General features: G+C 38.3%; 12 protein-coding genes. All 12 read right to left on the reverse strand.

The window, feature by feature from the left end; translation table 11 throughout:
- Positions 1-183 precede the first annotated feature (183 nt).
- The 12 genes from ACE1AT_RS27350 to htpG all read right to left on the reverse strand — a co-directional run bounded on the left by ACE1AT_RS27350 (position 184) and on the right by htpG (position 15,697).
- Positions 184-1,023, reverse strand: a complete 840-nt coding sequence (locus tag ACE1AT_RS27350) for an HpsJ family protein (protein ID WP_374874153.1) — start codon at positions 1,021-1,023, stop codon at positions 184-186.
- A gap of 78 nt (positions 1,024-1,101) precedes the next feature.
- The gene (locus ACE1AT_RS27355) at positions 1,102-1,761 is read right to left on the reverse strand and encodes a TIGR04282 family arsenosugar biosynthesis glycosyltransferase (protein ID WP_374874155.1); all 660 of its coding nucleotides are present in this window, start codon (positions 1,759-1,761) and stop codon (positions 1,102-1,104) included.
- A gap of 31 nt (positions 1,762-1,792) precedes the next feature.
- Positions 1,793-2,341: a GspH/FimT family pseudopilin gene (locus ACE1AT_RS27360; RefSeq protein ID WP_374874157.1), complete on the reverse strand. Its 549-nt coding sequence runs from the start codon at positions 2,339-2,341 to the stop codon at positions 1,793-1,795.
- Positions 2,342-2,438: 97 nt separating this feature from the next.
- Complete coding sequence (locus ACE1AT_RS27365; protein ID WP_374874159.1) at positions 2,439-3,398, reverse strand: glycosyltransferase; 960 nt, start codon at positions 3,396-3,398, stop codon at positions 2,439-2,441.
- A gap of 35 nt (positions 3,399-3,433) precedes the next feature.
- Positions 3,434-4,402 carry a hormogonium polysaccharide biosynthesis glycosyltransferase HpsE gene (gene hpsE, locus ACE1AT_RS27370; protein WP_374874161.1) on the reverse strand — a complete coding sequence of 323 codons (969 nt, stop codon included), beginning with the start codon at positions 4,400-4,402 and terminating at the stop codon, positions 3,434-3,436.
- Positions 4,403-4,416: 14 nt separating this feature from the next.
- Positions 4,417-5,382, reverse strand: a complete 966-nt coding sequence (gene hpsE / locus ACE1AT_RS27375) for a hormogonium polysaccharide biosynthesis glycosyltransferase HpsE (protein WP_374874163.1) — start codon at positions 5,380-5,382, stop codon at positions 4,417-4,419.
- A gap of 219 nt (positions 5,383-5,601) precedes the next feature.
- Positions 5,602-6,237, reverse strand: coding sequence for a Tfp pilus assembly protein FimT/FimU (locus ACE1AT_RS27380; protein WP_374874165.1), 636 nt, complete (start codon positions 6,235-6,237; stop codon positions 5,602-5,604).
- Positions 6,238-6,319: 82 nt separating this feature from the next.
- Positions 6,320-7,342 carry a hormogonium polysaccharide secretion pseudopilin HpsC gene (hpsC, locus tag ACE1AT_RS27385; RefSeq protein WP_374874194.1) on the reverse strand — a complete coding sequence of 341 codons (1,023 nt, stop codon included), beginning with the start codon at positions 7,340-7,342 and terminating at the stop codon, positions 6,320-6,322.
- A 46-nt stretch (positions 7,343-7,388) separates the two neighbouring features.
- Positions 7,389-8,075 (reverse strand): hormogonium polysaccharide secretion pseudopilin HpsB, encoded by a 687-nt coding sequence (gene hpsB, locus ACE1AT_RS27390; RefSeq protein ID WP_374874167.1) that lies wholly within the window; start codon positions 8,073-8,075, stop codon positions 7,389-7,391.
- A gap of 30 nt (positions 8,076-8,105) precedes the next feature.
- Positions 8,106-12,860: a hormogonium polysaccharide biosynthesis protein HpsA gene (gene hpsA / locus ACE1AT_RS27395; RefSeq protein ID WP_374874169.1), complete on the reverse strand. Its 4,755-nt coding sequence runs from the start codon at positions 12,858-12,860 to the stop codon at positions 8,106-8,108.
- A gap of 478 nt (positions 12,861-13,338) precedes the next feature.
- The gene (gene rpmB / locus ACE1AT_RS27400; protein WP_017310354.1) at positions 13,339-13,575 is read right to left on the reverse strand and encodes a 50S ribosomal protein L28; all 237 of its coding nucleotides are present in this window, start codon (positions 13,573-13,575) and stop codon (positions 13,339-13,341) included.
- Between the two features lie 139 nt (positions 13,576-13,714).
- Complete coding sequence (gene htpG, locus ACE1AT_RS27405) at positions 13,715-15,697, reverse strand: molecular chaperone HtpG (RefSeq protein ID WP_374874171.1); 1,983 nt, start codon at positions 15,695-15,697, stop codon at positions 13,715-13,717.
- Positions 15,698-15,843 lie beyond the last annotated feature (146 nt).

A 15,843-nucleotide genomic window follows, 5' to 3' on the forward strand; every position in this document is an offset into this window, starting at 1 on the left:
CGAGAAATTGGTCGAGGCGGGTAGGACTGATTGAACCAGTCAAAGCCCCTTTGGGGCAGAATAACGTTGCGTAGTCCGATTTCTAATCGGCGTAGCAACAACAGTTCGGAATCCACGTTTTTCAAAGCGTGGAGAGTTCAATTGTTTTCCCTACGCCCCCCCACACCCCAATCCTCTAAGTTACTAGCGTGCAGTTGCTTTACGTACACCATTACTTTGGGCTGAAAGCATACCTCTTAAACCTGTCCAGCCGATAATAATGTATCCGATAGACAGCAATAAGCTGCTCATACCAATTCGCATTCCAGACTTCCAAGCTCTTTCTTTAGCTTGTTTTTCAGCATCTTCCTTACTCTGACGAATTTGGTTGAGTCGTTGAGTTGCAACTTGCTGCGGATCACTTTGCTGGGCGATAAATTTATCAAGCTCTTGAGGATTCTGTTTGGCTTTTTGTAGTACTTCCTTCACAGGTGGGGGAACGTTGGGACTTTCAAGTGCTTGTTTGTACTTCTGCTCATCTTTGAGTATTTCGGTTAATTGAGCTTTCACTTGAGCTTTTTGCTTGTCTAACTCAGTTTTGACTTGTTCGTTATTTAACTGAGCTTGTACCTGTGAGAGTTGACTTTGCAGTTGATTTTCTGCCTGATCTGCTTGTTTATTAATTTGATCTACCTGTTGCACGCTAGCTTGACGTACATTATTTAGGTGCAGTGGAAAAATTACCAAGAATATCAAGCCTAAGAGACTAGCTAGTACTAATGCTGGGAATCTCAAGTCTATTCCAGACGGGCGACCATCTTCAGTAATTTCAGCCCAATAACCAGCAAAGAGCATGGCTAATCCGACTAAAGGTACAATTCCTCGATCAACTAAATTTGTTGCTAAATCAATTTGCCAAAGACGATTTGTAGGCTGGAAGGGAAACAGCAGAATCACAAAGTCAAGCAAAAAAGACAAAAGTAATATTATTCCAACCACCTTAAGTGTACGAGCAGCAGTGACCGCAGCAAAATTGTTATTCATAATTCATCTTGAATCAATAAAGAATGAGTGACTATTTTATGTCAAGTTACCTAAATATTGTTCCCTATACCTGAGCAACTATTGAAAACCTGAAGTATTTTTTAGGTTGAAAACTATTTTCTCCCAAATAGGCAAATCCTCTGGACGGTCAACATCAGCTAAAGTCGGTAAGTAATCTATTGATAAATTAAGTTGATGGCAAATAGCCACAGTTTGTTGCAAGACTTGGGAAGTTCCCCAGTTGATATCAGCGAATAATTGTGGAAAAGGACGCTGTAAGCCGATTAAATAATAACCACCATCCACTGCTGGGCCAAGTACTATGTCACAGTTCTGGAGATTTGTAAAAGCTTTGGCAAGAATCTGGATATTGACGTCGGGGCAATCAGTGCCGATAATTAGTACTTGGTGCGCGTCTGCACTGAAAGCATATTCGAGCGATCGCTCCATCCGTTTTCCTAAATCTCCTTCACCTTGAGATTGATAAATCAAATCAATCCCCAGCCAGCTTTGCATTAATTCCAAATTTCCACCAGTAAAGCGTACTTCAATGGAGATGGCGATCGCTTTTTGCAATTCTCGAACTTTCAATAGAGTATATTCAGTCATCTGGCGCTGAAGATGTGCAGCACCTTCAGTCCCCAAAGCAGGTATCAACCGAGTTTTTGTCAAACCTGGTTCTGGGTAGCGAGTGAAAATAATTAAGTGCTGCTTGGCAATTTTTGGTGATTTCAGCAAGCAATATTTTTTGAATTCAACCAAGAATATCTTAATAGCAATATTTACCGTTTTCGTCTGCTTGCGGACGTTCTTTGGCTATTCGTATAGCTCCTAAAATTGTCGAAACATACACACAACGCTTTGCTTTACCGCCATATCTACTAGATAATGTGATTCGTCCTAACGGTGGCCTATTAACATTTCCCTCATAGTCAAACTGAATTCGCCTAACGCCATTTGCTTGTTGTAAAGTTGTTTCCCCATCTAGACGCACATTTGCATTCAGCTTATTCCATATAGCATTACTTACATTGACATCGGCACGATGAGTTGCCCACTGAACAATACCATTTTGCTCATTCAAACTGAATTGCCAACTCAATTTTTCTCTTTTAGCTTCCCTTTGAGCTTGACGCATGGCTTGGTAAACTTCATTTTGAGCAGCATTGAGGCGTTGAACATCAACAAAAGCTAGCCAATTAGGTAATGCGATCGCAGCCAATATACCAATTATTAGAAGAATTACTATATTTTCCAGTACCGTAAAGCCACTAATAGAATGATTTTTAATAAATTTATTATACATTAATTTAGACATAGAAAAACGCACCTATAATATTCATTTTTAATTTTTATTTTCTAGCAGTTTTTCAAATGCCCGGATGATTTATGTGTATATTTTTAATGTATATTTTCTAATTATTAGTCTTCATAAGTGCTAATAATGCTGTGGAAAAAGTACAGGGTAATATTACAATTAAGGCTATTTTCAGTGAAAGTCTTAATATTAAATTAGTATGATTAAATCTTGAAGAGTCATAAAAGATATATTTCCATAAGAATTTAGCTGCTGCTAAACCTTTTTGTCTATTGAAAGGTTGTTGTAGAGCTTTACATGTAAGATATTTATAGAGATTTGTCAGACTTTTATTTTTAAGATGATTGAGGTTGTGTGTATTTGTAAGACAAACTTTACTAAGCACTTGTAAACTTGCTTTTTCTTGTCTTGCAAGATTTGTAGATAAAGAGTTCGCACTAATTCTGTATAATATTTGCACACGTGGAACAGCTATAAAATCAAAGTTTTGGGCTAATCTGAGCCACATATCCCAATCTTGAGCAGCAGTTAAGTCTTCATCAAATCCATCTAATTGAACTAACGCTTCTCTACTAATTAATGGATTAGAGCCATTCTCTAAAAAATTACTTACTATTAGCTGTTCATAAACATTTCCATTAGCAGTAATATGTGTACCTGAAAATAGCAATTTTCCTTGTTCATCTATATAATCAGTCCAACTATAAGCTACTGCTGCTTGAGGATTTTCCTTTAAAGCATGAAGCTGACTTTCGAGTTTATCAGATGTCCAAATATCATCTGCATCTAAAAAACTCACAAATTCTGCAGTTGCTCGCTCAAGCCCACGATTACGACTAACGTTACCACCAGCATTTTCAAATGAAAATACTTTTATTCTAGGATCTTTAAATTGTGAAATCACTTCTAATGTTGAGTCGGTAGAACCGTCGTTAATGATAATTAACTCAAAATCGTTCAATGTTTGTTTTAAAACAGATTCTATAGCATACTTAATTGTTTTTTCGCTGTTATATGCTGGTATAACAATAGAAATTTTTGGTTTTATTTGATTCATATGATTTATCTTATATATCTATTGTTAGTATATTTTTATGATAAATAATTTAATAAGATAAAATAAAAAGGACTTAACATACTAGCAAAGTAAAATCTGATTTCAAAAATAACTATAATATCACTTTTTATTCTCCCTCTATACATATAGATATGGTGTAAAATTCTACGTAAATTTCCTACAATAGTCTTAATAAAAACTATTGGTATCTCCCAATATTTACTATTTATTAAACGTAAGTGAAAAATACACAAGCCACATCCAAAAGCGAGATTTAGTAAGTAATCTCTTTCAAGTCGCCAACTTGGTATTTGATGAATAACATGCATTGCGGGATTATACCAAATTTGCCAACCTGCTTTATGTATATACAATAGTACTTCTGTGTCATCACCACTAATCATAAATTTACCTAATCTTCCCTTAAAAATTAATTGTTTCGGGACACTTTCGTACCAAGCTTGTTTACGAACCACAAGTGCAGCGCCGGGAGGAAGTCTTAAGGTATTTGCATCAAATAAATGTGTTTCTTCTCCATGTTCTCTAATGGCTAGGAAAGCCTGAATCCTTTTAAAATTATCTGGTGGATTTCCTTCATAATTACCGTGAATTTGACCACTCCAAGCGCCTGCATGAGGATACTTTTGACCAAAAATATAAGACTGTAAAATCCAATCATTTGCAGGCAGGTTATCATCATCTAAAAAAGCAATAAAATCACCTTTAGCTTCAGTTATAGCCCTCTGCCTTGCAAAAGCTATTCCCTGCTCTTTTTCTCGAAAATACTTGATGGTAAGTTTTCCATCATAGTGATTTTGATAATGACTGATTACCTGGGCTGTTTGATCTGAACTATTGTTATCTACAATAATAATTTCCCAGTTGAGGTCTTCTACTCCCGTCTGGTTTAAAAGATGTTCTAAAACATTAGGTAAACGTTTTTCACCATTATATGTAGGAATAGCTACGCTAAAATCTACTTTGTTAATTAATAATTTATTCATAAATTATTTGTTTTTTATTTATTTGCTCTTAAATATCCATTTAAGCATAGATAAAATGGGCTAACAAAACTACTTAAAAATAATTGCATTTCACAAGCAGCAACTAAATCAGTTTGTAACTTATTTCCATGTGTAAGTAAATGGAAGAAAATTTTACGCAAGTCATTGATTATATAAGCTAAAAAAACAATCGGTTTATACCAAGGTTGAACATTCAGCATTCGTGTTACATAACGGCTAAGTCCAATACCTCGAAAAAATGGTATTAAATAGTCTTTTTCTAAACGATGACTTGTGATTCTGTGGTAAATTTCCATTTCTGGGTTATACCAAATTTCCCATCCTTTTTTTTGGATATACAACAACATTTCTAAATCTTCACTGGTAAGCATATTGCCAGTAACTCTACCAGTTAAAATAGGCTGATTAGGTACATTTTCTAACCAAGCTTTTCGACGAATAACGAGTCCAGCAGAAGGGGGTAGTAATTTTTTCTTAGGTGCATACAATAGAGGTAAATCTCCTCGCTCTGTAATTGCTAAAAATGGAGCTATTCTTTGAAAGTTTTCTGGTGGTTTTACTTCCCACTCAGGATGAATTTGACTTCCATAAGCTCCTGCTTTCGGATATTTTTTACCGAAATTATAAGCTGCGGCTACCCAGTTTGATAATGGATAATTGTCATCATCTAAAAACCCAATTAATTCGCCTTTTGCTTCTGTAACTGCTTTTTTTCGTGCGTAAGCTGCTCCCTGTTGAGATTCAAAGCAGTATTTTAAAGGATAAGAACATCGCCAATTTTTTTCATAATCTTTAATAAGTTTGGCTGTATCATCATTACTGTTATTGTCTACAACAATAATCTCCCAAGAAATATTTTCAGTCTCAAGTTGATTTCTTAGCCGTTCTAAGAGTTCAGGTAAACGACTAGCACCGTTATATGTTGGTATCGCTACAGTCAAGTCAATGCTCTGAGTCATAGTGTAAAAATTATACTTATATAAAGTAGCTGTTCGAGGATGTCCAGTCGATATTAAGTATTCAAAGATATACTATGTGGCTAGTCTTTTACTCGAAAATTAGTAATATATCAAATAAAAAAACTGCACCAGTTTTTACAATTTTGCTCTTTAGGTGTAGTTTTATGTACCGTATTTTTATGGAATTTTTGCTAATATTTGTTCACGGACAGAATTTATTTAACTGCATGATGTATCTTTAGCTGTCCGCATTCCCCCAATAAGAGTTTCCACAATCACACATCGCTTTACTTGACCAGCACTATTATTTCCTGCTTGTGGTATGGCTACTACAACTTTTAAACCTGTATCAGGAGCATTATTATTAGTTTTAGGTGCCAAAATACCCATATAGTCAAAAGTAATAGTTTGTGGTGCATTGGTATCAAAGGCGGAAGCGTATGTGACAGAACCACCATTCGTATTAACATTACTTAGATTTGTACCAAGTATGATTTGTTTTGATTGAATTCCTAAATCTCTCCCCAAATCAAGCCAGTTTGTTGGGCTTGAGCCTTGATAAACCGCTATTTGAGGAGTGTTGTTGTCAGTTCTAATACTGACGCTGTAGCTAACTTTTTTCTTTTTTGCTTCTCGCTGTGCTTCCTGTAATGCGGCTAAAACAGCATCGTTAGCCTTATTGATCTGCTGTCGGTTCACAAAAGCTAGCCAACTAGGAACTGCGATCGCTGCTAATATTCCTAGCATCATGATCACCGCAATTAATTCCACAAGGCTAAAACCAGCCTCTTGTTGCATGTCATGAGATGCGTAGCGAAATCTATTAACAAAATTTCCCTCCTTTGAAGTTCTCAAGACATATTTATGATTCACTTTTTTTAAAATCAATAAAGCTGCGCTGTGCATACTATATAATTAGCGAAAGTATTAATAGAGGTTATTTAGTAAATAAAAATCCACGTCCTTGAGTTCTAATACTCGCAGTTGGAAAATAATTTTTTAGGCTATCATTGTAGGCTAAATTATTGTTTTGTATACGAGCTAGTGCATTACCTCTTAAGTAGATTTGGGCTAAGACTTGATCAGCATCAACACAAGCAAAAAATCCACTGGTGAGACTTCCTACAAGTTGTGGACTAGCGTTTGTACCAGGACAAACCCCTGTAGTGCTAGTCGTAATACTAGGGCCAGTAGTACTAATGAAATCAACTAAAGTGACGACTGATTGAGTGTAATTTTGTGATGCAGTTAATGAAGTCTGCCATTGGTTCATCCTTTCTTTGAGGGTAGCACCGGTAATATTGCCTGCTATTGGGGGTGGATTAAACCCAGTGTCAGCTGTATTTCCCTTGTTATTAGCATTGGCGGCGTTTACTTTACCCCGAATTTGAAATCTTCCAATTCGTGCTTCTTTCGACCAAGTAGAGTTGAAATTGTTTGGATTAGTGATTAAGTAATATGCCACCAATGAATAAGCATAGCCATCATCTGTTTGAGCATCAGTAGTTTGAGTGTTAGAACTAATCCCAACACTATTGGCTATAAACTCCCGCTTCCAAAAGACAAGTATTGGTGTACAAACACTCGGATTACTAGCGCTGGTAGGACTACAATTAGGTGCAGACTTGACAGGTGGTATTTGATCATTGATACCCCAAAGAGTCTTGTTTGTATTAGTTTGGTCTCTAGTCACCCCATCAGCATCATAAATGTAGACTGCCTGCTGCAAATCACGTGCTATATAATCAAGTGCAGCTTGAATTTCTTGCTCAGTAGTTGCCTTTGCTTGTTCTTTGCGATCGCCATCCATTATGTTAATCATAAATGTCATTAAAGGTGTTATGACTAACACTGCCAACACCATAGCTACCAACAGTTCTATGAGTGTAAAGCCGTTTGTTTGATTGTTTATTCCAGAGCGTTTTAATTGAGTAATCAAGATAAGTTTTAAGAATCTCATCATGCTGCGGTTTTCCTTTTGTTGACAGATATTTAACAATCAACATTTAATTGCAACCACCAGAAAAACGGGCGCAAAGGTCACTATATTTAGGTATGGTGTCATTAATATCTGCTGTCATTTCCACTAAAGGTGCTGTACGTTGGCCTGCACCACCAGTGAAAGTATTTTGCGTCGTCTTGGTTGTGGAAGTGTTCTTAAGTAGAGTGGTGCTTCCTTTAAAAGCGTCGGCTCTATACACCCTAACTCCTAAAACGTATCCCGTGGTGGCATTATTACTATTGCTGTTGGCTTGGTTATAGCGAAAAGCCTGCACTATCATGTCTGAGAGACTGGTTCTTTCGCAACTACCACTACTATCAAAATCTACACAGTATAAAGATGTTCCTGTTGGGGCTGTGCAGTAGGAGTTGGCAGTACAAGTGAGAGTTCCCGTAGCAGTGGGGGCGCTATATGCGGAAGGAGTAGTACTACTCCCAGTCTCTACTGGAGCTGAAATTCGCTGAGTCCTGACCGCATCAATGTATGATCTAGCAGCTTGGGTTGCTAATTCTACTCGTCGCGATTGTACACGAGTTGCCACAGATAGAGAAAGCACCGGAGCGATCGCTGCTAGCAAAATGCCAACCACAATTATTGCCACCAAAGATTCAATAATTGTGAAACCCTCCTGATTAAAAGACAGACAAGCAGCCTGTAACCTTTGTTTCCTAGCTTTTTTCCTGAATATCATGACACTTTACAAATATTTCCAAGCAGTTTTTTAATCATTCGGTATGGATGGACAGCCACTCGGGCGATATTCATTAGGAACAGCATTTACGTAAGTACTACTCCCTGGCTCACCAGCACAGAGTAACGTTTTCACCCAAATATCATCTCTACCTACTTCCCTAAAGAACTCATTTGGCCGACCTGTTGGGGGTGAGGTAAATCTTTGGGCAAACAAATCTGGTTGCTCTGATAATATTCCGACATCAAACCCCCATTTACGAGTTGGCGGTTGGTAGAAAGGTGAAATACCATTATTGTTCTGGGTTGGGTAAGTGTCTAATGCGTAGTCAAAAAGGCTGAGATTACCCAAAGTAGAGACATTGGGAGTGGTTACAGATGACATCCTATTTTTGAAAATGGGTGTGAACGGCGCTGTAGCGTAAGCACTCCGTTGGAATTGAATGAAGCTACCACTGATTTTAGCTGTGTAACGAGTACTACTGTCCCAGTTTTCTATAAACCGTACCAAGTTTTGTAAACCTGCTGACTCTTCATCTGGTCTGCTAGGACTATTTCCTAATACAAACGTTGCATTGAATGTGGTATCAGCGCTAACCTGTTGTAGCCATTTATCGCTGAATTGTGATTGTGTCGTGGTGTCCCCTCTGATGCTAGATGTGTTGTTTGCATCATGAATTTGCAAAACAGGTACCAATAGAGGCTGTCCATCTAAATCAGGACTACCATTGCCGTCAGCATCAATAGGAAGGTAATAGTAAAGCCGATTGTTTGGTGTATAACTGACTTGCGATAAGTTTGCGACAGATGCATCATTCGATGTTCTAAACCACAGAGCATTTTGTCTTGTCCTTGGTAAACCTCCTGAAGCGTAAGCAAATTCTTGGATGATTCCACTTGTGTCTATGCCTATAGGAATATATTTATTATTTCCCTGTTCCTGCAATTCATTAGCACTGTTACGTTTAAAGGCAACCCGACGAGCATAGCGTCGATATTCTGAGGCTGCAAGTACAGCAGTAGTACCAGCCTTATGTGTACTGATATTAAAAGTTTGACCCACCGCCGTAGATGCTTTGAGGTTAGTTGATGGATCAACATACCAATCACCAGAGCCACACTCAGATACAGGCAGCTTTGTGCATACTTCCATCAAGTATTCTCCTGGGTTATTTGCAAGCGTAGAGACATTAAGCCTACGTTGAATCGGTGTGATTCCGTTTAATGCGTAGGAACCTAAACCTGATTTCGGATTACTCCCGCTTGTCGTCTGCGCCCAGTCTGTACTAGTGGCAAAGTTGTTTTCCCAAAAGCCGTTCTTCAAACGTTTTCTTCTTCTCTCATCTAGAGTAGAAGTATTTAAGTTAGCAGGATCAAAGTTACTCTCAACTGCAATGCCAGTGTTATTGTTCAGGTCATAATCACCTTCACTACGAACACCATCTGTAAAAGTGCCGGACAGCAAGGTCATCGCATCGGCAATAATAGTTGCTGGTCGCCAATAGTCACCGTTACCATTGGTGCTAGAACAGCCTGTTCTGTTGATACGACAGGCAAATCTAGTATCGGCTTGAGAAGTTGCACTACCACTACCACGAGAATAAAAGTTAGAAGTAGAAACTGTGTTAGTACCTGTACTAGCATCTGCTACTAATTCGGTAAATTCTTCAATCTCAGCAGAAGCACCTATGCTTGTTTGGTGCAAGTTGAACTTACCCTTGATGTAGGCTGGCAAATTAGAAACCAGAATCAGACCCTTTTCTCTGGCGTTAAAAGCATTATTATTACTGCTAAGACCCCGTGCCAAACTTTCACCATTCCACAAACGAATCCCATTAGGACGACGAGTTTGGTCAAGCTTAAAATCAGTTGGACTGAGTAGCTCTGATTCAGCAGTTGTATCACTCGCATCGCGTAATCCATCATCCCGTGTAGCATAAATAATGCCACTATAAGGCAACAGATATTCTGTAGTGGTTGTTGATGCACCACTACCAGAAGTGAATGCTTTGCTAGCTAATGAACCTAAATCAATGTCAGTGACTCGAATTTCTAAGGGTTGACGCTGTTCAAGGTCTAGGTCGTAGTTAGTTGATGTACTTGCTGCACTAATTTGTTTTGCTTCTCTACCATCTAAGAAAGATGCTTCTTTAATTGCACCGTGTTCAGGCTTGTTAGTTAAAGTAGTGGCGAAAGTGGTTTCATCATTCAGAATTGAAATAGCACACAGTGCGGTATCAATTGCTGAATAATCAGCTAGTTGCAAGCCAGTAGTCGGAACTGTAGTACCACTACCAATTTTTGCCAAAGCATCTTTTAAAGGTTGATTAACCCAACGCCCATTAGGAAACTTCAAGTTTGCTTGTAGTTCCAAACGAGTTTTGTAAGTTGTAAAGCTGTCTCTTCCAGGATAAGCGTAAACAATACCGTTATTTGATTTACCGCCAGCAGCAGCATTCCAAGGTAAATTGGTGCTTCCATTAATTGCAGTTTTATTCTTATTTGTCGTTGCATCAGTAGGATCATAGTAACTACTTACACAAGCAATCGGAGTCTGAGCAGTGCCAGAGTTGTCTTTGTAATGATAAACAGCTGTGGCTCGCATGAGTAAGTCACCTTTGAGACTCGCTTTACTAGGATCTGGGCTTGACATCGCCATAGTGTCAAGCCAAACAACTGTATTATCACTAGAATTAGGAATAGGTAAAAAAGAATTAAGACCGCGAGGATAAAAAGGGCCAGTGGTACTGTTTACAGCATCACCAGGACCATCAACATAGATACCTGCACCAGTAACTATTCGTAATCCACCCACACTATCCAAATCATTTGCTGGATTCTCTGCTGCTTTTTCTTCCCAAAAGCCATTCCGATCTGAGATACCCAGGTCTGCAAGAGCTTGAATTTGAGTATTACGCCATCTCTGCTGAGTAGTTGGGTTAGTCCAGTTAACAGCAGTACCACTACTACTAGTAATTAACTGGTTAGCATCTGAGCCAACATACTGACTATTTTTTAGCCATAGAGCAGGTAGATTATTACCAACAAGTATGCGATCGCCTAAATCGCTTTGAATCCCTTGTTGCTTTTGTAAAATTGGATATGTTGCCTGCAATTGAGATGTAGTCAATGTAACACTTGTTGCACCATAGAACTGGTTACTGCTATTTACTGGTTCTCTCCAATCTTGCTGAGGTTTTAAGTCAGCAGCAATAGCGGTATAGCTAGTTGTTGCTCCTGCTCCTGTAGGATCTGATACTTCTGCAAAAGGTACTCTTCGTGTACGATTTCGCAGATATATTTCTATTTCATCTGCGAGTACTTTTTTGGCTGTAGCAATGTCATCAGCACTATCTACTTTCGCAGCAACATTCTTTTTAACATCCTCTGGATAACCACTATTGGCGACATTAGTTTTAAAAGTACTTGTACTAGTCGCACTTTGACATGTTGAGCATAAACCAATAGCAGTAGTTTTCATCGCTGCAATGCGTTGATTGTATGCTGCATCGTTGAATCCAATTTGTGAACCACCAGAACTATTCGTAGATTTGTTAGTGCTGCTAATGGATTGACCTTCATTAGGGTCATTTTCAAAACCATTATAAAGATCAACAACTACAGATCCTTGATTACTGGTATGACTGATATTTCCAGTTCCTACATTACCCCCAACACTAATTTGACCATTTTCTTGGTTATAAAAACAGGAGTATTTACTACTAACTTGTCGTAGCTTTATCTCGCCAGAACTAGTTTCACCTACTAGCAAATTGCCATTAGTATGAATTCTGCCATTGAGTAATAATTTTGTCGAACCGACAATAATTTCCAGATCATTTTCAAACCAAACAGCATTATTTGGTAGGGGTATGCGACTGCGATCTTGTTGAAACTCTAATGCAACAAAACCTTGATTACCGTTGTATGGTTCATAGGCATCATCTTTATCTTCACCATTAATCGTGTCAGGTAAGCTATCAAATTTTGACTTAGTAATTGGTACATTCACAGTATAGACAAAAAAACTTTTACCCAAATTACCACTTTGCAGCTTATACCAACTGGAGTTACCCACTAAAGTAGAAAAACCAGCAGCGTTTCTACATTGAGTGTTTGTTGAGTCATTATCCATTGGTGGAGTTCTAGCTTCTAGAGGGTTTCGTTCACGATTAAACTGCCCTGTGGTAGAGTCTCTACTTGGTGAACGGAAGTAGATGCTATAGAGAGTAAAAGTATCTTTTTTGCCGTTATTATCTGTGTCTACAGCATATTTCCAAGCTGATTTTAAGGTTTCATCATCCTCCAAAAGAGTAGTGTTTTGCTGAATGTTTGAAGTACTATTAAATTCGTTGACAAGCTTCAGACGAGTCTCATCACCTAGCCGATATTTATCTTTTTTAAGAGCATCATATAAAGCGTTATCAGATGGTGTACCTCGTGGTAATGTTGGATCTTCTAGTAAAGCATCTAATTTCGCTCTAGCGCGATCAACTGCTGGTGCTGCGGCGTTAAGTACAGCTTCATTGACACGGACATTACTGGCATTTTTGGAGCGTTCAAAGGAACGAAATAAAATAGCAGTTGTTAGTAAAACAACTACCAATGATACCATTACTACTGTTGGCAAAACAAAACCAGCATTTGTCGTATTTAGTCTTTCTTTAGTAACAAATAAAGTTCTATTTAACCAGATAAATTGTTTTTTAACTCTGGATATAGAACGCCTATATTTTTTTTTATAAAGTGTTCTTCTCATTTTAAATGTGCGTTTTAGTTGAGACATAACCGCTTTCCTATCAATCTATTTTGATGTGATTATTGATGTTTTATTGACAAATACACCTGTTGACTAAAATAACAGGCGTATTTGGAATACTTATTTGTGTTACGAACTCAATTATTTTGATATATTTACAAATCAATGAAACTTAAAAGCCATCAAATTCTAGAGATTATATGATTGGTAATAACTTTGCTTTTTCCGACTGAATAACCTAATTTATAGCTGATGAAAGATAATAGTGCCATAGCTTCTTCAGATTAAATTTGTCGAAAAGAATTTTCGAGTACTTTCATGGAGATGTTGTTATGAGAGTAAACATATAGTACCCATTTGCTCAGGGAAACTTATCAATAGAATAAAAAATAATCTTAAGGTATTGAAAAGCCTCCCGTTAATAGAGAGGCTCAGGGAATATACTGATTTATAACTAGTTTACCTATGGAAATCCCAGCCTGAGACTGGGAAATGACAATCACTATTAGTAATGATTAAGGTTAATCCCCGCTTCTTTAGCCATAGTTGCTAAACCTTTCTTTTCTAAGGTTTTGATCGCTTTGGTAGACAATTTGAGTTTCACCCAACGATTACCTTGAGGCCACCAAACGCGCTTGGTTTGCAGGTTGACGTGCTGAATCCGTTTAGTGCGACGGTGGGAGTGGGAAATTGTAAAGCCATTGTTGGCTGTTTTGCCGGTTAAATCACAGCGACGGGACATAGGAGAATCTCCGATTTATTTTGAACACGATCTCTTATTGTATAGCTGCTTGCGGGTATAGGAGATGAGGAAAAGGTATTTGTGAGTATTTTTCCCTTTTACCTTTCCCCTTTACCCTTTCACCCTTCTTTAATAGAGGTTACTTAGCAGCTTGTTCTGTCAACTTAGTTAAAACGTCATTAGAACGTTCAACAAAGCCTTTCATTCCTTCAGCGTCAAAACCTTTTTGAGACATGAGTGCTAAATCATAGATATGTTGGCAAATCATGTTGACTAATTTACCTGTGGGTGATTCGCCTTCGCCCTGAATAATACTACTTTGGCTGAGGGTCGCCAAGTTTTGAATCAGGGGGTGGCTAGTATTTACCAGCAAAATATGCTCTTCTGGAAATTCTGCCATTTGCTGCTGCATAAGTGCATTCATTTCCCGGAAGCGACGCAAAATTTCTGGTAATAACACCATTGCAGGAGGTGTGCTTTGGGGGTTATCTGATTTTAAAGCTTCGGTGCGGATATTTAATTTCGGTTTGTTGAGCGCTTTCTCAAATAACTCTTTGATTATCTCGCCACGAGTTTTATTTGTTTTGGGATCTACTATTTCTGTCGCTTGATCTTTATCTAAAAGAGTCTGATCTAAATCAGAGTCTACCCGTGTAAACTTAACATCTTGGAATTCGCGTTCGAGGAAGTTAATAAAATGGGTGTCGATGAAGGAGTCCATAAACAGGACTTCTAACCCTTGTTTTTTGTGAAGTTCGACGTAGGTGGCTTGTGTTGCTTCGTCGGTGCAGTAGAAAACGCGGTTTTCGTGGCGTTCTTTGTTGCGTTCCAAATATTCTTTTATGGTTGTGTAAGAATCACCCTCAGACGATTCACTTGCACTTGGAGTAACATCTTGCCAAGCGTCTTCCCCTTCGGATTGTACTTGTACTGCTGGGGTTTCGGAAGTGGTTTGGTGAGATTGCTTGGCTGTACTGCGGAAAATCAGGATATCTTCGACTTGTTTTTTGAACTTTTCATCGTTCATCACCCCGAATTTCACGAAAGTACCGAGGTCTTTCCAAGCGCTAATATATTGATCGCGACTATCGCGGTAAAGTTCTTTGAGGCGATCGCCTACTTTTTTGGCGATGTAATCACCGATTTTCTTGACAGTGCGATCGGTCTGCAAAGCACTGCGTGATACATTCAGAGGGATATCGCTGCTATCAATTACACCCCGCATCGGTAAGAGAAATTGGGGAATAATTTCTTCGCAGTGATCGCTGACAAAAACTTGATTGCAGAATAACTTAATCTGTCCTTTGGTGACATCAACATCCGGTCTTAACTTTGGAAAATACAGAATTCCGTTGATGATAAAAGGATAATCTGTATTCAAATGCACCCATAACAAGGGTTCTTCTTGGAAAGGATAGAGATAGCGATAAAACTCTGTATAATCTTCCTGATTTAAGTTACTGGGAGACTCACGCCATGGTGCTTTTTGCCGATTTAACACCTCGCCATCCAGTTTAATTGGCACTGGCATAAAATCGCAGTAAGTCTGGATCAGATTTTTGATGCGTGCTGATTCTAAATAATCTAGTTCTTCCTCCATTAAATGGAGAGTAATTGTCGTTCCACGAGTTGTACGAGATGATTCTTCTAAAGTAAACTCTGGTGATCCATCACAACTCCAGTGAACAGCCTGCGCCCCTTCTTTGTAAGATAGGGTATCGATCTCGACTTTTTGTGCCACCATGAAGGAAGAGTAAAAGCCTAGACCAAAGTGACCGATTATTGGTTGATCTGACGTGCTTTTATACTTGTGAATAAATTCTTCGGCGCTAGAAAAAGCAACCTGATTGATATACTTTTTCACCTCATCTGCTGTCATTCCGATACCATTATCGGTGATGGAGAGGGTTTTATTGTTTTTGTCTATAGCAATCTGAATTTCTGGTTCACCAGTATCGCCAGAGTATTCTCCAGCACGGGATACCATGTTTAGCTTTTGGATAGCATCAACGGCGTTGGATACAAGTTCCCGCAAGAAGATTTGGTGATCTGAGTAAAGAGACCTCTTGATAATCGGGAAAATATTTTCAGTATGAATACTGATGGTTCCTTGTTCTAGCATAATTGATGATCTTCAGTACAAATATGTGAGTATTGAATTTGGCAAACATACCCTAGTCTTTTGCTTCCAGGGTAAGACCAAAAGCAATAGGACATTATACCAAGTAGAATTTTAAAGCTATACTTAAGGCGATCGCTCTTATTATC

This window comes from Pelatocladus sp. BLCC-F211 (assembly GCF_041928655.1).
Taxonomy (GTDB): Bacteria; Cyanobacteriota; Cyanobacteriia; order Cyanobacteriales; family Nostocaceae; genus Pelatocladus.